The sequence below is a fragment of the Bradyrhizobium sp. RDM12 genome, from assembly GCF_051917485.1.
Taxonomy (GTDB): Bacteria; Pseudomonadota; Alphaproteobacteria; order Rhizobiales; family Xanthobacteraceae; genus Bradyrhizobium.
In genome coordinates, this window is sequence record NZ_CM133064.1 from 6660008 (window position 1) to 6678928 (window position 18921).

Annotated in this window: 15 protein-coding genes and 1 pseudogene; 5 read left to right on the forward strand and 11 right to left on the reverse strand. The window is 63.5% G+C overall.

What is annotated here, in order from left to right; genetic code table 11:
* Window positions 1-104: 104 nt before the first annotated feature.
* The 4 genes and pseudogenes from ACTGJ9_RS32555 (at window position 105) to ACTGJ9_RS32570 (ending at window position 4583) form a co-directional block, all read left to right on the forward strand.
* Window positions 105-1212 (forward strand): annotated as a pseudogene (locus ACTGJ9_RS32555) (ABC transporter ATP-binding protein).
* A 22-nt stretch (window positions 1213-1234) separates the two neighbouring features.
* A complete protein-coding gene (locus tag ACTGJ9_RS32560; protein ID WP_456674383.1) occupies window positions 1235-2743 on the forward strand; it encodes an ABC transporter substrate-binding protein in 1509 nt (502 codons plus the stop codon).
* A 10-nt stretch (window positions 2744-2753) separates the two neighbouring features.
* Window positions 2754-3695, forward strand: a complete 942-nt coding sequence (locus ACTGJ9_RS32565) for an ABC transporter permease (RefSeq protein ID WP_456674384.1) — start codon at window positions 2754-2756, stop codon at window positions 3693-3695.
* A gap of 3 nt (window positions 3696-3698) precedes the next feature.
* Window positions 3699-4583: an ABC transporter permease gene (locus ACTGJ9_RS32570; RefSeq protein WP_456674385.1), complete on the forward strand. Its 885-nt coding sequence runs from the start codon at window positions 3699-3701 to the stop codon at window positions 4581-4583.
* Here ACTGJ9_RS32570 and cnbZ read toward each other — a convergent pair.
* From cnbZ to ACTGJ9_RS32625, 11 genes are all read right to left on the reverse strand, one after another.
* A complete protein-coding gene (gene cnbZ, locus ACTGJ9_RS32575; protein ID WP_456674386.1) occupies window positions 4580-5326 on the reverse strand; it encodes a 2-amino-5-chloromuconate deaminase CnbZ in 747 nt (248 codons plus the stop codon). The genes ACTGJ9_RS32570 and cnbZ overlap by 4 nt on opposite strands.
* Window positions 5327-5335: 9 nt before the next feature.
* Window positions 5336-6586, reverse strand: coding sequence for an adenylate/guanylate cyclase domain-containing protein (locus tag ACTGJ9_RS32580; RefSeq protein ID WP_456674387.1), 1251 nt, complete (start codon window positions 6584-6586; stop codon window positions 5336-5338).
* Window positions 6583-6972, reverse strand: coding sequence for a response regulator (locus ACTGJ9_RS32585; protein ID WP_426412687.1), 390 nt, complete (start codon window positions 6970-6972; stop codon window positions 6583-6585). The genes ACTGJ9_RS32580 and ACTGJ9_RS32585 overlap by 4 nt, the downstream gene beginning before the upstream one ends.
* Window positions 6969-7463 (reverse strand): sensor histidine kinase, encoded by a 495-nt coding sequence (locus ACTGJ9_RS32590; RefSeq protein WP_456674388.1) that lies wholly within the window; start codon window positions 7461-7463, stop codon window positions 6969-6971. Before ACTGJ9_RS32590 ends, ACTGJ9_RS32585 begins: the two co-directional genes overlap by 4 nt.
* Window positions 7400-10096 (reverse strand): GAF domain-containing protein, encoded by a 2697-nt coding sequence (locus ACTGJ9_RS32595; protein WP_456674389.1) that lies wholly within the window; start codon window positions 10094-10096, stop codon window positions 7400-7402. Before ACTGJ9_RS32595 ends, ACTGJ9_RS32590 begins: the two co-directional genes overlap by 64 nt.
* Before the next feature lie 53 nt (window positions 10097-10149).
* Window positions 10150-11133 carry an ABC transporter substrate-binding protein gene (locus tag ACTGJ9_RS32600; RefSeq protein ID WP_456674390.1) on the reverse strand — a complete coding sequence of 328 codons (984 nt, stop codon included), beginning with the start codon at window positions 11131-11133 and terminating at the stop codon, window positions 10150-10152.
* Window positions 11134-11256: 123 nt separating this feature from the next.
* Entirely contained in the window at window positions 11257-14352 is a 3096-nt protein-coding gene (locus ACTGJ9_RS32605; RefSeq protein WP_456674391.1) for a MexW/MexI family multidrug efflux RND transporter permease subunit, read from the reverse strand.
* Between the two features lie 68 nt (window positions 14353-14420).
* Window positions 14421-15614 (reverse strand): efflux RND transporter periplasmic adaptor subunit, encoded by a 1194-nt coding sequence (locus tag ACTGJ9_RS32610; protein ID WP_456674392.1) that lies wholly within the window; start codon window positions 15612-15614, stop codon window positions 14421-14423.
* Between the two features lies 1 nt (window position 15615).
* Entirely contained in the window at window positions 15616-16317 is a 702-nt protein-coding gene (locus tag ACTGJ9_RS32615; protein WP_456678699.1) for a TetR/AcrR family transcriptional regulator, read from the reverse strand.
* Between the two features lie 144 nt (window positions 16318-16461).
* Window positions 16462-17052 (reverse strand): thiamine pyrophosphate-dependent enzyme, encoded by a 591-nt coding sequence (locus tag ACTGJ9_RS32620; protein ID WP_456674393.1) that lies wholly within the window; start codon window positions 17050-17052, stop codon window positions 16462-16464.
* Window positions 17049-17591 carry a phosphonopyruvate decarboxylase gene (locus tag ACTGJ9_RS32625; protein WP_456674394.1) on the reverse strand — a complete coding sequence of 181 codons (543 nt, stop codon included), beginning with the start codon at window positions 17589-17591 and terminating at the stop codon, window positions 17049-17051. Before ACTGJ9_RS32625 ends, ACTGJ9_RS32620 begins: the two co-directional genes overlap by 4 nt.
* Before the next feature lie 106 nt (window positions 17592-17697).
* Between ACTGJ9_RS32625 and ACTGJ9_RS32630 the strand changes: the two genes are divergently transcribed.
* Window positions 17698-18918 (forward strand): cytochrome P450, encoded by a 1221-nt coding sequence (locus tag ACTGJ9_RS32630; protein WP_456674395.1) that lies wholly within the window; start codon window positions 17698-17700, stop codon window positions 18916-18918.
* Window positions 18919-18921 lie beyond the last annotated feature (3 nt).

An 18921-nucleotide genomic window follows, 5' to 3' on the forward strand; every position in this document is an offset into this window, starting at 1 on the left:
CCGGGGCCCATGCGGCAACAACCTGGGTCCCGGTTCAGCGTCGCACCACTTCGTGCTGCGCCGCGCCCGGTACACGAGACCGAATTTTGCGGGGCGCGCCGACGATGACCGCTCTCCTCGAGGTCAAAGGCCTGATCAAGCATTTCGTTGCCCGGCGCTCGCTGTTCGGCCGGGCGCTGGCCCATGTCAGAGCGGTCGATGGTGTCAGCTTCACGCTCGAAGCCGGCAAGACCCTCGCCCTGGTCGGTGAATCCGGTTGCGGCAAATCCACCGTCAGCCGCCTCGTGCTGCGGCTGATCGAGCCGGACGCGGGCACAGTGCGCTTCGGCGGTCGCGACCTGCTCTCGCTTAATCCGCATGCGCTCCGCAAATTCCGCCGCGAGGCGCAGATCATCTTTCAGGACCCCTACGCCTCGCTCAATCCGCGCATGACGGTCGCCCAGATCCTGACCGAGCCGCTGGCGCTGCACGATCTCGTGCCGACGGCACAGCGGTACGAACGCGTCGCGGAAATCTTGCGGCTGGTCGGGCTCGAGCCGCGGCTGGCGCGGCGCTATCCGCACGAATTCTCCGGCGGGCAGCGCCAGCGCATCGCCCTCGCGCGCGCTTGCGGTCGAGCCGAAGCTGATCGTCTGCGACGAGCCGGTCTCGGCGCTCGACGTCTCGATCCGCTCGCAGATATTAAACCTGCTGCGAGAGCTGCAGGACCGGCTTGGCCTGGCCTACATCTTCGTTTCGCATGATCTTGCGGTGGTCAAGCACATCGCCGACCGCGTCGCGGTGATGAATCTCGGCCAGATCGTCGAAGAAGCCGATGCGGATACGCTGTTCGCGGAGCCACGCCATCCGTACAGCCGCGCGCTATTGTCCGCGATCCCGCTGCCTCAGCCTCACGCCAGGCGGACGAGGGTCGTGTTGCAAGGCGAGATCCCGAGCGCGCTCAATCCGCCGACCGGCTGTCGCTTCCACACCCGCTGCCCCTTCGTGATCGACCGTTGCCGCTCCGAGGCGCCCGCGTTGGAGGCAGACGAGGCTGGCCACGCCACCGCCTGCCATCGCATCAGCGAGCTGCCCCCGGCCGACAGCATCCTGCCCAGAGCGGGCGGGTTCACGCCGGAACTGGCAAAATTAGTCGCAGCCTTCAGCCGAAAGACGGAAGGCGCGAGCCCGGCCGAGGTTGGTATACAGAGTGCAGGGGCTACAACGACATAGCCGGAGCAATGGGGACTGTCCGATGAAGATGTTTCGCCAGGCCGCAACCGCGGCTGCATTCCTGCTGTCGCTTGGGGTCGCTCAGGCGCAGACCACGTTGCGTATCGGCCTTGCCGAGGACCCCGATATCCTCGATCCCTCGATGGCGCGCACCTATGTCGGCCGCATCGTGTTCGCCGCGTTCTGTGACAAGCTGTTCGACATCGACGAGAAGCTCAACATCGTGCCGCAGCTCGCGCTGTCGAGTGAGACGGTCGATGACGGCAAGGGCCTCGTTATCAAGCTCAGGCCCGGCGTGAAATTCCACGACCGCGAGCCATTCGACGCGGAGGCCGCCAAATTCTCGCTTGAGCGCCATCTGACCCTCCCCGGCTCGTTCCGCAAGCCGGAGCTCGCCTCGGTCGACCACATCGATGTCGTCGATCCCCTCACCATCAAGCTGGTGCTCAAATCACCGTTCTCGCCCCTGCTTGCCCAGCTCACAGATCGCGCCGGCATGATGGTGTCGCCGAAAGCGGCGAAGGCGGCCGGCGACAAGTTCGGTCTCCACCCGGTCTGCGCAGGCCCCTACAAATTCGTCGAGCGCGTGCAGCAGGACCGCATCGTATTCGAGAAGTTCCCGGAGTACTGGAACAAGGACAACGTCTTCATCGATCGCATCGTGTTCCAGCCCATCGTCGACGCCACCGTGCGGCTGGCGAACCTGAAATCCGGCGGCCTCGATCTGATCGAGCGCGTGCTCGCCACCGATCTCAAGGAGGTGCGCGCCGATTCACGGCTGAAGGTCGCCACCGCGATCGAGCTCGGCTACCAAGGCATCACGCTCAACATCGGCAGGGACAAGGCCAAGGGACCGCTGAGCCAATCAGCCAAGGTGCGGCAGGCCCTCGACCTTGCCATCGACCGCGAGGCGATCAACCAGGTCGTGTTCAACGGCGAGTTCCAGGTCGGCAATCAATGGGTCAATCCTGATCATCCCTACTATCAAAAGAGCTTGCCGGTCCGCCCCCGCAATCTGGAGAAGGCGAAGGCGCTGCTGAAGGAAGCTGGCGTGACGCCGCCGGTAAGCGTCGACTTCCTGGTCTCCAAGGGCGCGGAAACGGAGACGCCGGCACAGGTCATCCAGTCGATGGCGGCGGAGGCCGGCTTCGACATGAAGATCCGCGTTACCGAATTTGCAACCGGGCTCAAGCAGGCCGAGGCCGGCGACTACCAGGCCTTCATGCTCGCCTGGAGCGGCCGCGTCGATCCTGATGGCAACACCTTCGTCTTCCTGCACAGTGGCGCGCCTCAGAATTACGGCGATTGGAACAATGCGCAGGCCGACAAGGCTCTGGAAGACGCGCGGCTCGTGACCGACTTTGCCAAGCGCAAGGCCAGCTATGAAGTATTGGCGAAGCTGGTCCAGGATGAGGAGCCGCTGCTTTATCTCTATCACCGCCGCATCATCATCGCGCATACGACCAAGCTCGAGGGCTACAAGCAGATGCCCGACGGCCTCGTGCGCGTCGTCGGCCTCAAGCTGAAGTGACGCCGCGGGGATGCTGAATTTCCTCGCCCGACGGCTTGCGCAGATCGTGCCGACACTGTTCTTCGTGTCGGTGCTGATCTTCTCGCTGCAGCAATTGCTGCCTGGCGATCCGGCCCTCGTGATGGCGGGCGAAGAGCGCGATCCGGCCGTGATCGAGCAGATCCGCCACCAATATCGGCTCGATCAACCGGTGCCCGTGCAGTATGCCTACTGGATCAAGGGCGTGTTATCAGGCGATTTCGGCGAGTCCCTGCGCAACAAGATGCCCGTGCGCGAGCTGATCGCGCAAAAGCTGCCGGTGACGCTTCAGCTCGGTTCGATGGCGATCATCATCGCCTTCCTGATCGGCATTCCCGCCGGGATCGTCGCCGCCGTGAAGAAGGGAACGGCCTGGGACTACGGCGCCAATTTCTTCGCGCTGTGGGGCATCTCGACGCCGAACTTCTGGCTCGGCATCATGCTGATCTTCCTGTTCTCGATCGAACTCGGCTGGCTGCCGGCCTCGGGCTACGTGCCGCTCACCGAGAACTGGCGCGCGAGCCTGGCCGCCACCATCATGCCGGCCTTCGTACTCGGCAACGCCATTGCCGCGGTCCTGATGCGGCACACCCGCAGCGCCATGCTCCAGGTGCTGGAAAGCGACTACGTCCGCACCGCGCGCGCCAAGGGCCTCTCCGAGCGCTCGGTGATCCTCAAACATGCCATGCGCAACGCGCTCACCCCGATCATAACGCTCGGCGCGCTCGAGCTCGGCACGCTGCTGTCGGGCGCCGTGCTGACCGAGCAGATCTTCTCCATTCCCGGCTTCGGCAAGCTGATCGTGGACGCCGTGTTCAACCGCGACTACGCGGTGGTGCAGGGCGTGGTGCTGGTGACGGCGACCGTCTACATCATGCTCAATCTGATTGCCGACGTCGCCTATATCCTCGTCAATCCTCGGCTGAGGGGTTAGGCCATGACCGACGCCACCCTGTCCGGGCCCCTTGAGCAAGCCGACGAACTGGACAGCCCGGCGCGCCGCGCGCGGCGCCGCCTGTTCAAGCGCAAGGCGGCGGTTGCGGGCCTCGTGGTCCTCACCATTTTCATCCTGCTTGCGTTGCTGGCGCCTCTGATCGTGCCCTACGATCCCATCGCGACGAGTTGGAGTCTGGTGCGCAAGCCGCCCACAATGGCGCACTGGTTCGGCACTGACGAGCTTGGCCGCGATATCCTGAGCCGTGTCGTCTATGGCGCGCGGGCCTCGCTGTTGGCAGGCCTTATCTCGGTCGCGATCGCGCTCGGGATCGGCGTGCCGCTCGGTCTTCTCGCCGGCTATCGCGGTGGCTTCGTCGATGCGCTGATCAGCCGGATCACCGATGCGATGCTCGCCTGCCCGTTCCTGATCCTGGCGATTGCGCTGGCGGCGTTCCTGGGCCCGAGCCTTGGCAACGCCATGATCGCGATCGGCATCTCGGCAACGCCGATCTTCATCCGCCTGACCCGCGGCCAGGTGCTGAGCGTCAAGGCCGAGGACTATGTCGAGGCGGCACGCGCACTCGGCAATCCGCCCTGGCGCATCGCCGTCTCCCACATCCTGCCGAACATCCTGCCCGCACTGCTGGTTCAGGCCACGCTCTCGATCGCTGCGGCGATCATCGCCGAGGCGGCGTTGTCCTTCCTTGGCCTCGGCCAGCAACCGCCGGCACCGTCCTGGGGCAGCATGCTTAATGCGGCGCAACGCTTCCTGACCCAGGCGCCCTGGATGGCGATCTGGCCGGGGCTTGCGATCTTCCTCGTCGTGCTGTCGCTGAACGTGCTTGGCGATGGCCTGCGCGACGCGCTCGACCCGCGGCAGCGTTAAATCACCGTCTCCCGGATCACGCGGCGGCAATCCATCTCGTATTCGAGGTCGAGCACCGGCGGCCGCGCAAAGTGCCAGGTGAGACCTGAGCGTAGCGCACCACGCCGAACCAGTTCATCGACCAGCGCGTGATGGAAGTCGTGTACGGAGTAGGCCTGCACGCCGGTTGTATCCTTCCAGCCGAATCCGAACGCCGCCATCCGGTTCTCCATCTGGGAGGTCGTGGTGAACCGCACCTTCTCGCGCAAGCCCTCCGGGCTGAGGTCGCGGTAGCGTACCGTGCGCTCGACATAGGTCCCGCTGCCCTCGCGCGCCTCGGCCCCGCCGGCAATGACGAAGGACGGCGCTTTGGAGTTGCTCGGACGCGTGAAGGAGAACGCATAGAACGACGACTCCGAGGGCGGATCGAGCTCCGGACAGACATTGCTGCGCGCGACCGGATTGGTGGTGCCGTCGAAGATGCCCCATTCCGACAGGGTCTTGACGTAATGCAGGTTGAACGCGCGAAAACCCTCTTCGCTGAAAGCGGCCGGCGAGCGCAGCTCGCAGGCACAGAAGGCCACCAACGGACGCCCTGCTTCCTGAATAAACTTTGCCGCAAGCGCAAACCCTTCGGCCAGAGGCACGAGACGATCGAACCGGACGCGCTCGATCTCATAGCCGTCGTCGGCGGCAGCACCCGCCGAATACTGAAACACGGAGGGGATGAACCGGTAGTTGCCTGCGGAGAATTCACGCGTCATGACGAGCTCCTAATCCAGTTGAATGCGGACGCCCTTGCCGCCGTTGAGCAGGCGCCTCAAGTGAAATCCGGCGAGAGCATCATCGGCGTGCGCGCCGACCAGCGCGGCAAAGGCCGGCATGGCCGCGGCGTCACCGGCTTCCATCCTGGCAAAGGCCTCGGAATACTGCGCCGTCTCGGGCGCCTCGAACCTTTCAGGCCGCAGCGGCTCGAACGCGCGCAGCGGCTCGCTGCGCCCGCGCAGCATCAGATCGCCGACGGGGCGCCCCTGGAAATTCCCGGCTGCCCCGGCGACACTGGAGCTGACACAGATGCGGGTGCCCAGCTGCTTGTTCGCAGCTTCGAGCCGCGCCGCAATGTTGATCGTGTCGCCGTACGCGGTGTAATCGAAGAAGCGGTTGCCGCCGAAATTTCCGACCAGTGCGGACCCGGCGTGAATGCCGATGCGGGTGGCTCCGAAATCCACGCCTCGATCGCGTTGGCGCGCACAAAACTCCTGAGCCCAGGCATCCAGATCATGGGCGCATGCGACCGCACGCGTCGCATAGTCCGGCTGATCGCCGGGCGCGTTAAACAGCACCTGGATCGCGTCACCGATAATCTTGGCAACAGTCCCCTCATGCGCGAAGACCACTTCGGTCATCCCGCCGACATATTCGTTGAGGAGCGCACCCAGCGTCTCGGGCGGCGCGCTCTCGACCAGGGAGGTGAAGCCGGTGATGTCTGTAAATATGGTCGCGATATCGCGCCACTGCACCGCGATTCCCTCGCCCTCACTGCCTGCCGCCAGACGCTTGGCCAGCTCCGGCGAGAAGTGGCGCGATAGCGCAGCATGGGCGCGCTCGGCCTCCGCCTGGCGACGCCGCACCTCGCGCAACATCTCGATGTGGCGAAGGGTCTTGTCGATCGTGGTTTCCAGGTCGGTGAAGTCGATCGGCTTGGTCAGGAAATCGAACGCGCCGCGATTCATGGCGGTGCGGATATTGCTCATGTCGCCATAGGCCGAGACGATAATGGTCGACTTCTTGTCCTCGGCTTCCTGCAACTTCTGCAGCAGCGACAGCCCGTCCATCCTGGGCATGTTGATGTCCGAGACCACCATGTCGACGTGCGGGTTCTGCTCGAGCGATTCCAGTGCCTCCAGGCCGTCGCGCGCGAACATGATCGAGACGAGCCCGTCGCGGATCTGCCTGCGGAATTTCTGCAGGATCAGCGCCTCGAGGTCGGGCTCATCGTCGACGAAGAGAATGGTCGGGGTCATGCCGCCTGCTCGAGCCTCGTGTCGATCTGCTGGCGCAGCAGCGCAAAGTCGATCGGCTTGGTGAGGAGCCCGGTGGCGCCGCGCTCGATCGCCTTGCGACGCGTCTCGGCATCGCCGTATGCCGTGATCATGATGACAGGAACATGCGGATGCTCGGCGCGCACCCTGGGCAGCATGTCGAGCCCGCTCATCCCGGGCATGTTGATATCTGACAGGATCAGGATCAACGAGGGATCTCGCACCTCGGCCGCGAGCTTGAGCGCATCGGGCGCCGAGGGTGCGAACTCCATCTGGAAACGGCCGGCGCGCAGGTCGCGCCGGAATTGCTGCCGGAACAGCGCCTCGACATCGGGCTCGTCATCGACGACCAGGATGTAAACGTTCACGTCTTGCCTCCGGAACTACCACCTGCCGCCATAACGCGCGGCAGGGTGATGATGAATTCAGTGAATACACCGGGCTCGGTGTTCACGTCGATCGTGCCGCCGTGCTGTTTCACGACGATGTCATGGCTCATGGACAGACCTAGCCCGGTGCCCTCGCCGGCCGGCTTGGTGGTGAAGAAGGGATTGAACATCTTCTCCTTTACCTCGTGCGGAATGCCGGTGCCATTGTCGCGGATCCGGATCTCGACCCTGCCACCGAGATTCTTCGTCGCGGCGCTCAAGGTCGGCTGGAATCCATCCGCAGCGCCTTCCTTGCGCTTGGTCGCAGCATAGAAGCCGTTCGAGATCAGATTGAGGAAGACGCGGGTGATCTCCTGCGGATAGACCTCGGCGGTTCCGGCGGTCGGATCGAAGTCGCGTTGGAGCGTCACGTTGAACGACGGCCGTTCGGCGCGCGCGCCGTGATAGGCCAGATTGAGGCTCTCCTCCACGATCGCGTTGATGTCGGCGGGGCGATGCTCACTCGAGCCTTCGCGCGAGTGCAACAACATGTTCCTGACGATGGAATCGGCGCGCTTGCCGTGCCGCACCACTTTTTCGAGATTCCCCGCAGCATCCCGGTCAGCTCGTCCACCTCCTCCTTCGTCTTGCCGTCCAGTGATGCGGTTTGCAGGACCTCGTTGAGCTCGTCGATCAGCTCGGTCGAGATCGACGAGAAATTATTGACGAAGTTGAGCGGGTTCTTGATCTCGTGGGCGATGCCCGCCGTGAGCTGGCCGAGCGAGGCAAGCTTCTCGGTCTGGATCAGTCGGCCCTGCGCGGTACGCAGTTCATCGAGGGATTGCGACAACTCTCTGGTGCGCTCCTGCACCTCCTCGAACAGCCGGACATTCTCGATCGCGATAAGAGCCTGGTCTGCAAAGGTCGTGGCGAGTTCGATCTGTTTCGGGCTAAAGGGCCGCACCCTGTGTCGAGTCAGGACGAACACCCCGATCGGTGTGCCCTCTCGAAGCAGAGGGACACCCAGCATCGTGCGAATGTTAGAGCGCCTTCGCGCGGACGAGGGCGCAAATTCCGGGTCGGCCTGCACATCCGGGACATGGACCGTCTTGCCATCGAGCAGCGTACGGCCGACCACACTTCCCCGTTCCGGTACAGAGGCGAATGTCCGAAGCTTGTTTTCCTGCTCGGCGTCGAGCCCGCAGCTTGCCGCCAAATAGAAAACGTCACCCTTGGGCCGGAAGATCGTCCCCTCGTCCGCGTCGCACAAGCGAGCTGCCGAAACGACAAGTGTGTTCAGCACGGTTTGCAGATCGAACGCCGAACGGCTGATGACCTTCAGCACGTCGGCAGTCGCCGTCTGCTGCTGCAACGATTCGGTCAGATCATCCGTGCGCCGGCGAAGCTCCTTGAGCAGGCGCGTGTTTTCGATGGCGATGACGGCTTGCTTGGTGAAATTCTCGACCACGGAAATCTGTTTATCGGTGAACGGACGGACCTCCTTGCGATAGACGGCGATCGTGCCGATCAGCTCGCTCTCCCTCAGCATCGGCACGACGACGATCGTACGGGCACCGGCGACATCGGAGATTCCGCGAATGCTTGGTCCTCCGGCAATATAGGCAGATGTGTTTTGCACATCGTGAACATGAACAACCCGACGGGTCCTGATGACGGCAGCAAGCGCGCTCTCCGGATGAGGACGAATCGCCACATCTCTTCGCGAAGCGGCGAATGCAGACGGCACGTTGTAGTCAGCCGCGATTGTGAAGCCTTCGCCGTCCCACAGGTTCATGATCCCGAAGCTCGCGCCGCAAACGCGCGTGGCATTCTCGAGTAACTTGTGGAACACCGGCGTGAGCTCGCCCGGAGACGAACTGATTACCTGTAGCACCTCCGCAGTCGCTGTCTGCTGCTCCAGCGACTCCGTCAATTCAGCCGTTCGTACCTCGACCTTCTTCTCCAGATCCGCGTAGGATTCCTGCAAGCGCGCGCCCATGTCGTTGAACTGGTCGGCTAGCTCCTCGAGTTCGTCGCCGGTCTTGATGGAAATGCGCTGAGAGAAATCGCCGTTGCCCATGCGCTCGGCACCACTGCGCAGCGCCTGGATCGGGCCAACCATGCGGCGCGCGAGAAATATTCCAGCGAGCACCGCGAAAATCGAGGCCGCGAGCAGCACGATCGCGAGCCGCTGCAGCGATGCGTAGAGCGAGGCATAGGCCTCCTCGACCGGCAATTCGACGAACATAGTCCAGCCGAGCGGCGCGATCGGCGCGGAGGCCGTCAGGACCTTCTGCCCCTGGATGTTGGTTGCTTCCTGCAATGCATCCGGCATTGCGCCGCCACCGGCCTGAGCACCGCGTACCTGCTCGAGCTTGGACATGTCGGTGTTGCGTAGCACGAGGCTGATGTCGGGATGCGCGATCAGGCGTCCCTCCGGGCCAACTACATAGGCGTGTCCGTGCTCGCCGACCTTGATCTGGGATACGACGTCCCAGATCAGCTTGAGATTGACCTCTGCAATGCTGACGCCCGCATCCTTGCGGGCGCCGGCCTGCGCCAGCGTCATGTAGGGCTCGGAGTCCCTGCGAAAATAGACCGGCCCGTAATAGACCTTGTGCGCGACTGCCTCGGTGAACTTTGGATCGCTCGACAGGTCGATGCCGCTGTCGATCGCGTCCATCGCCAGCCGCGACACGCGCAAGCGCTCCTTGCCGGTCGAATCCACCTGGGCCAGCTCGGTGATGGCAGGCACCTGACGCAGCAGCCGCAGCGCATCGAACCGGCGCGGCTCGATCGAGCCCGCCGACCAGGGCAATTGCGTAGTCCAGCCGAGCTGGCTCTCGATCTCCTTGATGAACTGGCCAATCTTGGCGGCCGCCGCCTCGGCCTGCTCGTGCTGGACCCGGATCAGCGAGGCCTTGTGCTCCCGATAGTAGAAGAAGACCTCGAACAAACCATTGGTCAGCAGGGCGACGGCGACCACGGCCACGAACAGCGCGACGTATTTGGTGAACAGCCGCGTCCTGATCCCCCGCCCCACCTCACCGGACACGACGCCGCCCCCGGCCGCACGCGATAGCGGCCTGGCTTGTGGGGTATCGGGATGGACGGAAATGCTCATTCCCCAAGCCTAGCAAGAAGGCCGGACCTTGTCTCTCGCGGCAGCGTACAGGGTTACTCGATGACCTCGTCGGCAAGTGCCAGCATGGTGGGCGGAATTTCAAGTCCGGTCGCCTTGGCTGTCTTGAGATTGATCACCAGAGGATAGCGGGTCGGTAACTCGAACGGCAGGTCGCCGGGGTTGGCTCCGCTAAAAATGCGGGCGACCAGTGCGGCCGCTCGCTCGAAGGATTCCGAGGAATCCGCGCCATAGGACATCAGACCACCGTCGCGGGCGAATTGGTCGAATTCGTAAATCGCCGGCAGCTTTCGGGCAGCGGCGAACTCGAACACGCGCTCGCGATTGAGAACGGTCAGCGCGTCCGCCACCATCAGAATGCCATCGGGCAAATCATTGTTCATCGCCGAAAAGGCTTCGTCGAAATCGTCGGGCTCGCGCACGCCGAGCGCCTGCACGGTCAGTCCAAGCGCCTGGGCCGCCTTCGCAGACGCCTGATAGCGCATGGTCATGCCGAGGTCGTCTTTGTTCCAGAGCATCGCGACCTTGGAGAGTTTCGGCGACACCTCCTTGAGCAGCGACAGCCGCTTGGCGCTAAGCGTCGCTGCGACGTCCGAAATGCCGGTGATCTTGCCGCCTGGATGCGCCAGGCTCTCGATCAGCCTGGTTTCGACGGGATCGCCGACGCCGCTGGCCGCGACAGTGGCAATGCCGGCCGCCTTGGCGGCCATGGCGGTCGGGTAGCCAATGATCACGATGACGTCGACGTGTTTGGCCTTCAGCTCTGCGATCAATGCGGGCAGCATCGCGACATCGCCAAGTGCACCCCGCGCTTCGAAGGTCAGGTTGCGGCCGAGCTTGAAACCGCGCTCTTCGAGAACCTTGATCAGGATCTTGCCGCCCCGGCTCTCCACCGTCACCGGCGCGATCGGCGCCACCGTACCGAGGCGATAAATACGGCCTGGCGTATCGGCGGACGCCATGCCCGGGCGCGCCAATGCCGCCCCGCCAAGCACTGCCAGAAATTCGCGCCTCTTCATTCGACGACCCGCCTCAAGCGCACAACCACGGCGCAGATGCGATCATATCACGAGATATCGCGCGACAAGAAAAAGCGGCAACAGCCAAGGCTGTTGCCGCTTCGCACCCAAATCAAGCTTAGGTCAGGTCGGCCGCAGCGCCTTGGCGCCGACGTCGAGTTCATTGACCTGCTTGTTACGCTCGGAATCGGCCGCAGCGCGATGGTCGGTCGCCAGCACCACATAAACGGCCGGCAGCACGAATAGGGTGAACAGCGTGCCGATCGACATGCCCGCGACGACCACAAGACCGATCGAGAAGCGGCTGGCCGCACCAGCGCCGGATGCGGTCAGCAGGGGGATCAGGCCGGTGACCATCGCAGCCGTCGTCATCAGGATCGGCCGGAGACGGATCCGGGCCGACATTTCGATGGCCGAGCGACGGTCGAGCCGCTCGTTGACCTGGAGTTCGTTGGCGAACTCCACCATCAGGATACCGTGCTTGGTGATCAGGCCGACCAGGGTGAGCAGACCGACCTGGGTGTAGATGTTCATCGTGGCCGCGCCGAAGAACAGCGGGATCAGCGCGCCGACGATCGCCATCGGCACCGAGATCATGATCACCAGCGGATCACGCAAGCTCTCGAACTGCGCGGCCAGCACGAGGAAGATGATGATGAGCGCGAAACCGAAGGTGATCGCGAGCTGATTGCCTTCCTGAACATACTGCCGGCTATCCGCGAGAAAGTCATGACTGAAGCCCTGGGGAAGCTTCTTGGCCTCGCCTTCGAGGAAGTCCACCGCAGCGCCGACGGTCACGCCGGGCATCGGCACGGCCGAGAACGTCGCCGAATTGAGCTGGTTGTAGTGCGTCAGCGAGTTCGGCTCGGTCTTGGTCTTGATCGAGACCACGGTCGATAGCGGGAGCTGCTGTCCGGTATTGGTCGTCACATAATAGCCGCCAAGCGATTCCGGCGAGAGACGCTCGCTGCGCGGTACCTGCGGAATCACCTGGTAGGATCGGCCCTCGAGATTGAAGCGATTGATATAGTTGCCGCCGAGCAGAACCGCGAGCGTGCTGCCGAGGTTCTGCATGTTGACGCCGAGATCCTGCGCCTTGGTGCGGTCGATCGTGACCTGCACGTTCGGCTGGTTATAGGCGAGGTCGCTATCGGAGACGATGAACATGCCGCTCTTGCGGGCAGCGTCCTTCAGCTTTTCCATCTGCTCAAAGACGGACTGGTAGCCCGCGGTGGAGTTGATGACCATCTGCACCGGCAGACCGCCCGGACCACCCGGCAGCGGCGGCAGGTTGAACGCGAACGCTTGCACGCCCTCGATCTTGGAGAGCTCGGCCTGGACCAGCGGCTTCAGCGCGATCGACGACCGCTTGCGCTCTTCCCAGGGCTTGAGCAGCATGCCGGCGATACCGCCTTGCGGACCGTTGATGCCGTTCAGCACGAAGCGCAAATCGGTCTCGGGGAATTTCTGGAATTCCTTGTCGAGCTTCTCGCCGTAGAAATCGACATAGTCGATGTTGGCATATTTCGGCGCCTTGGTCACCGCGAATACGATGCCCTGGTCTTCCTCAGGCGCCAGCTCCTTCGAGGTGTGCATATAGAGGAAGCCGACAAGCCCGAGGATCGTCACCGCGAACAGGCCGGTGATCGTCTTGTAGTCGAGCGAGCGGTCAAGCCTGCGCCCGTACCAGCGCGTCAGCGCGCCAAACACCCTGTTGACGAGCTTGGCGAAGCGGCCCTCTTCGGTGTTCTTGAGGAGTACCGAGCACATCATCGGCGACAGCGTCAGCGCGATCACGCCTGACACGATCACCGAGCCGGCGAGCGTGAAGGCGAATTCGCGGAACAGCGAACCGGTGAGACCGCCGAGGAAACCGATCGGGGCATACACCGCCGCGAGCGTGATGGTCATCGAGACGACGGGGCCGACGATCTCGCGCGCGCCTTCGAGCGCCGCCTGCACCGGTGTCTTCCCTTCTTCGAGATGGCGGTGGATGTTCTCCACCACCACGATGGCGTCATCGACCACGAGGCCGATCGCGAGCACCATCGCGAGCAAGGTCAGCAAGTTGAAGCTGAAGCCCAGCGCCAGCATCAGGGTACAGACGCCGATCATCGACAACGGGATGGTGACGACCGGAATGATGACCGACCGGAGTGAGGCCAGGAACAGGAAGATCACCACGATCACGATGATGACGGCTTCGCCCAGCGTCTTCTCCACCTCGTCGATCGAGGATTGGATGAACTTGGTCGAATCGTAGGCGACCTTCATCTTCATAGAGGGCGGCAGATTGCGCTCGAGCTCCGGGAATAGCGCCCGCACGCCCTTGACCAGCGTCAGCGGATTGCCTTGTGGCGTCGCGTTCACACCGATGAAGATCGCATGCTCGCCGTTGAAGGCGACGCTCGCGTCGGTACTCTGCGCCGCCAGTTCGACCGTTGCGATATCCTCCATCCGGACGAAGCCACCGTCCTTGGCCTTGACGATCATCTTCCGGAACTGGTTGACGTCGGTCAGGCTGGTGTTCGTCGAGATGTTGGAAACGATGAGATAACCCTTGGTCTGTCCCGCCGCAGACTGGAAGTTATTGGCCGCAATCGCGGACGCGACATCGGCCGGCGATACGCTGCGGCCGGCCATCTTCACGGGATCAAGCCAGAGCCGCATCGCAAAAGTCTGGCCGCCCAAAATATCGGCCGAGGCCACGCCGTCGACGGTCGACAGCACCGGCTGCACCACGCGCGTGAGATAATCCGAGATCGCCGAGCCCGACAGCTCCTCGGAGGAGAAGCCGAGATACATCACGGCCGTGGTCTGGCCCGTGGTCTTGGTGACGACCGGATCGTTCGATTCCTTCGGAATCAGATATTTGACCGAATTCGTCTTGGCCAGCACCTCGGTGAGCGCCTGGTTGGGATCGAAGTTCAGCTTGATGTAGACCTGGATCGTCGAGGTGCCGAGCACCGAGGACGAAGTCATGTAGTCCACGCCTTCGGCCGAGGCCACCGCCTGCTCGATCGGCGTCGTGATGAAGCCCTGGATCAGGTCTGCGGACGCGCCGGGATAAACGGTCGTGATGTTGATGACCGTATTCGACAGCTTCGGATACTGCCGGATCGGCAGCACCATCGCCGCGCGCAGCCCAATCAGCAGGATCAGCAGGCTGACGACGACCGACAGAACCGGGCGCTTGATGAAAATATCAGTAAAGGCCATCGCGGCGATCTCGATTTCTATGGCTCAAGAAACGTGATCCGGCCAGGCCGGATCACGTGAGTGTATTGTCAGTAGCGCGGCGGCTGCGCCGGGATCTGCGGAGCCGGGTCGGGCGAAATCGCCACCGCGGCGCCCGACTGCAGCTTGAGCTGGCCGACCGCGACGACCTTGTCGCCCGGCTTCACGCCCTTGATGATTTCGGTGCGACCATTGACCCGGCTGCCGGTCTGCACGAACGTGCGCACCGCATTCAGGCTGGTCTTGCCGTCCTCTCCCTGCTTCTCGGTGATCACGAACACCGAGTCGCCGTACAGCGTGTAATCGACTGCCGTCTCCGGAACGGTGATCACGGCCGGCTTATCCGGCAGCATCACCGTCGTTGTCACAAACATGCCGGGCTTCAGGATATTCTCCGGATTGGAGACAGTCGCCTGCACGCGGATGTTGCGCGTGTCCGCGGCGATCTGCGGCTCGATCGTGGTGATCTTGCCCTCGAAGGTGCGGCCCGGATAGGCATCGACCTTCAGCCGTACCGGCTGGCCGACCTTGAGGTTGCCCGAGTCCTTTTCCGTCACTGTGAAGTTGGCCCACAGCTCCGACAGATCGGTCAGCGAGACGATCGCCGTGCCCGCCGTCAGATACTGACCGACCTCGACCTTGCGGACGCCGAGGTCGCCTGAGAACGGCGCCCGGACGAGCTTCTGCGAGATCAGCGCTTCGGTCTTGGCGATCCCGGCCATCGCCTGATCATACGCAGCCTGCGCGGAATCGACGGTCGCCTGCGGACCGAACTGGCGCGACGCCAGTTGCTTGGCGCGGTCGAGCGAGAGCTGCGCAACCGTCGCCTGCGCCTTGTAGTTGGCGAGGTCGCCTTGCTCGGGCGCGTCGAACAGCTGGACCAGCGGCGTGCCGGCCTCGACATGCGCGCCGGGCACGAACTTGATCTCGGTGACACGGCCGTTGACGTCGGCGCTGACATCGACCTGGTGCACGGCGGTGAGGCCGCCGACTGCGGTGAGCAGGTTCGGCACCACCTCGGACTTCGCTTCCGCCGCGCTGACTAAGGTCGGCGGCGGCTTGTTGTTGGCGAAGAACTGCTTGATCATCTGGCCCCGGAAATAGTTGAACCAGACGAGACCACCGACCAGCGCGCCCAGGAGCGTGCCGACGATGATGAACCAGAGCACCGGCCGAACCGGACGCTTGGGAGCCTTGCTGTCGATCGGTTCGCCCGAAATCTTGTGTTCGGCTACGATGTTCATGTCATGCGCTTTCTGCAATCGCCGTTTTGCCGGCACCCGCAGCCTGATCGCGGCCCAGATGCGAAGCAATTGCGGCGTCGTTAAGTCCGATGCCTCTCAAGAGAAACTCACAGAGCTGCCGCTCCAGATCGTTCGCCCTGCCATAAGCAAGACAGGGGGCGGACGGCAGCCTGGTCAGCGCAGCGGTCATCACCGTATGATGCGCAAACCAGAACAGGTTGAGCGGTTCGCTGCCACTCGCCCGCGCGTCGCCGACGGCGACCGCGCGTTCGAGCGAGGCGACAAAGACCGCTCCGATCAGCGTCTCGACCTTGGCATATAGCAAACGGGCGAACTCGCCGTCATCCAGATGACTGGTGGCCATCAGCCGCAGGCGCTGAGCCTCCTTCTGGTCGGGCCCGTCGGCGATCAGCAGGAAATGCTGGACCATGCCGCGGATCAATTCCACCAGGGTGGCCGTCGACGGCTCGCGCTCGAGCAGATCCATGAGCGCCGGGTCCGCCTCGCACTCATCGCTGAGGATTTCGGCATAGAGCGCCGCCTTGGACGGGAAATGCTTGAACAGCAGCGCCTCGGAAATGGCAGCAGCGGCCGCCACGCTCTTGGTCGTGGTGCCGGTATAGCCGTGTCGGGCAAAGCAGCGCTTTGCGGCTCCGAGGATCAATTGACGCCTCAGGTCGCTCGTCATACGCAATGAGCTCATGCTAGTGAGTAAGCACTCACCCACGCCAAAGTCAAGCCAAATGGTGCGACGCAACCTAGATGGGTGCCGACTTGTTGGAAATTGGTCACACATTCCCCACCGCCGAGGGCCGGCGCCGCTGAGGGCGTGAGGAACCAGGTGTTGTCAGATCGGCTGGAAGCCGAGATCGCCACGGATTCGATTGACGATGTAGGTCCCGTCCCGGCTTGGCAAGATCCTCTCGACGCTGGCGCTGTCGATCTTCACATTGGCAAAGCGTGGTCCCGCCGAGAGGTCGTGGACGGTCTTGGCGAAGATTTCGACCTCGGCCATGGTCGAGATCGCCCGGCTGTCGCTGATGCCACAGGCCTTGGCCACGCCCACAAGGTCGGTCGCAGCCGAAGTGTGGCTGGTCTGGCCGCCGGTCTCGCCATAGGCCTCGTTGTCGAGCACGACGATCGAGAGGTTGGAGGGCTTCTGCAGGCCGATGGTGGCAAGGCTGCCCATTCCCATCAGCATCTCGCCGTCGCCGGTAATGACCAGCACCGGCAACTTTGGCTGCGCCAGCGCGAGACCCAGCCCGATCATCGCAGCGCCGCCCATGCCACCCCAGAGATAGAAGTTGCGGGCATGGTCGCCGGCGGCGGTGATGTCGTTGGTGGAGGCACCGAGGCCACCAATGGCGACGACGTCCTCGCGGTTCGCAAGCAGCGCGGACACCACCTGGCGGCGGTCGAGGAGATTGGCCTTGCTCATTTGGTGAAAACCTTGGCGCCGATCAAGCGCTGCGACAGCAGGACGGCGGTCGGCGTCAGCGCGTTGTAGGCTTGCGCCGCAGCCGCCTCCAACACCGCCGGCACCTCGGCTGCGTTCGAGGCGCGCAGCACCTTGACGCCCGACAGTTCGAACACGCCCTGCGTGGTCGACCCCATCGGCACCTGCCACGGGTTGAACTCGCCCCACTCGCCGCGCATGGTCACAAGGGTAAGGAACGGAAAACGCAGGATCGGGATCAGCGACAGCATGTTGATGCAATTGCCGACGCCGCTCGACTGCATCAGCAGCACACCGCGCTGACCACCGGTCCAGGCGCCGGCGAGCAGCGCCACGCCTTCCTCCTCCGTCGTCAGCGGAATGCCGCGCATCGTGGACGAGCCCAGCACGCGCTGGATCAGCTTCGAATGGCCGGCATCAGGCACGTAAGGCACCTGCCTGACGTCGAAGCGCTGCAAGGTCGCGAAAATATCGTCCGGCCAGTTCGGGGCCGTGTCGGAAGCATCAGCGCGGGCGTGCATTTTTCTGTCCGGTCGGCTAGCAAATCACGGCGAGACTGTAGACGGTGATCAGCACGGCTCGAAAGAGCGAAAACGGCATATCGGTCTTAATCGGCGAGTATGGCGCATGAACGCAGATGCGAAAGAATTGGCGGCCAATTTCGATCTGGCGAAGCTGACCAGCGAATTCTACGACGATCCCTACCCGACTTATCGTGCACTGCGGGAGAACGAGCCGGTCAAGCGCCTGCCAAGCGGCACCGTGTTCCTGACCCGCTACGACGACCTCGTCGCCACCTACAAGAACACAAAATCGTTCAGCTCGGACAAGAAGCGCGAGTTCGCGCCGAAATATGGCGACACCCCGCTCTACGAGCACCACACCACGAGTCTCGTCTTCAACGATCCGCCGGCGCACACCCGGGTGCGGCGCCTGATCATGGGCGCGCTGTCGCCGCGCGCGATCGCCGGCATGGAGGGCGATCTCATCAAGCTGATCGACGGCCTGCTCGATACCATCGCCGCCAAGGGTGAGTGCGAGCTGATCGAAGACTTCGCCGCCTCGATCCCGATCGAAGTGATCGGCAATCTGCTCGACGTCCCCCATCAAGAGCGCACGCCGTTGCGCGACTGGTCGCTGGCGATCCTTGGTGCGCTCGAGCCTGTCGTATCGCCTGAGGTTGCCGCGCGCGGCAACAAGGCGGTGACGGATTTCCTTGCCTATCTCGAGACGCTGGTCGCGCGCCGGCGCCGGAAGCCGGGCAATCCCGAGCGCGACGTGCTGACGCGCCTGATCCAGGGTGAAGACAACGGTGAGCGGCTGACGGAGAAGGAACTGCTGCACAATTGCATTTTCCTGCTCAATGCCGGCCATGAGACGACCACCAATCTGATCGGCAACGGCCTCGTCGCGCTGCATCGGAATCCGGACCAGAAGCAGCGGCTGATCGACAATCCCGATTTGATCAAGACCGCGGTGGAGGAGATGCTGCGCTACGAAAGCTCGAACCAGCTCGGCAATCGCATCACGACGCAGCCGGTCGAGCTTGGCGGCGTCATGCTCGAACCGGGCACGTCGGTGACGCTGTGCATTGGAGCTGCCAACCGCGATCCCGCGCAGTTTCCGGACCCTGAACGCTTCGACGTCGCGCGCACGCCGAACCGGCACCTTGCGTTCGCCACCGGCGCGCATCAATGCGCCGGCATGGCGCTGGCCCGGCTCGAAGGCGCAATTGCGATCTCGCGCTTCCTGGCGCGCTTTCCGGACTATGCCTTGAGCGGCCAGCCCGTGCGTGGCGGCCGCGTCCGGTTCCGCGGCTTCCTGAGCGTACCCTGCTCGATCGGCTGAGGC

What these genes read in the sequence shown, in the direction of transcription:
- ACTGJ9_RS32605 (WP_456674391.1), bottom strand. Translation starts at nt 14,352, where the DNA reads ATGGCCTTTACTGATATTTTCATCAAGCGCCCGGTTCTGTCGGTCGTC.
- ACTGJ9_RS32580 (WP_456674387.1), bottom strand. Translation starts at nt 6,586, where the DNA reads ATGACCCCGACCATTCTCTTCGTCGACGATGAGCCCGACCTCGAGGCG.
- cnbZ (WP_456674386.1), bottom strand. Translation starts at nt 5,326, where the DNA reads ATGACGCGTGAATTCTCCGCAGGCAACTACCGGTTCATCCCCTCCGTG.
- ACTGJ9_RS32625 (WP_456674394.1), bottom strand. Translation starts at nt 17,591, where the DNA reads ATGCACGCCCGCGCTGATGCTTCCGACACGGCCCCGAACTGGCCGGAC.
- ACTGJ9_RS32560 (WP_456674383.1), top strand. Translation starts at nt 1,235, where the DNA reads ATGAAGATGTTTCGCCAGGCCGCAACCGCGGCTGCATTCCTGCTGTCG.
- ACTGJ9_RS32565 (WP_456674384.1), top strand. Translation starts at nt 2,754, where the DNA reads ATGCTGAATTTCCTCGCCCGACGGCTTGCGCAGATCGTGCCGACACTG.
- ACTGJ9_RS32630 (WP_456674395.1), top strand. Translation starts at nt 17,698, where the DNA reads ATGAACGCAGATGCGAAAGAATTGGCGGCCAATTTCGATCTGGCGAAG.
- ACTGJ9_RS32600 (WP_456674390.1), bottom strand. Translation starts at nt 11,133, where the DNA reads ATGAAGAGGCGCGAATTTCTGGCAGTGCTTGGCGGGGCGGCATTGGCG.
- ACTGJ9_RS32610 (WP_456674392.1), bottom strand. Translation starts at nt 15,614, where the DNA reads ATGAACATCGTAGCCGAACACAAGATTTCGGGCGAACCGATCGACAGC.
- ACTGJ9_RS32595 (WP_456674389.1), bottom strand. Translation starts at nt 10,096, where the DNA reads ATGAGCATTTCCGTCCATCCCGATACCCCACAAGCCAGGCCGCTATCG.
- ACTGJ9_RS32620 (WP_456674393.1), bottom strand. Translation starts at nt 17,052, where the DNA reads ATGAGCAAGGCCAATCTCCTCGACCGCCGCCAGGTGGTGTCCGCGCTG.
- ACTGJ9_RS32570 (WP_456674385.1), top strand. Translation starts at nt 3,699, where the DNA reads ATGACCGACGCCACCCTGTCCGGGCCCCTTGAGCAAGCCGACGAACTG.
- ACTGJ9_RS32615 (WP_456678699.1), bottom strand. Translation starts at nt 16,317, where the DNA reads ATGAGCTCATTGCGTATGACGAGCGACCTGAGGCGTCAATTGATCCTC.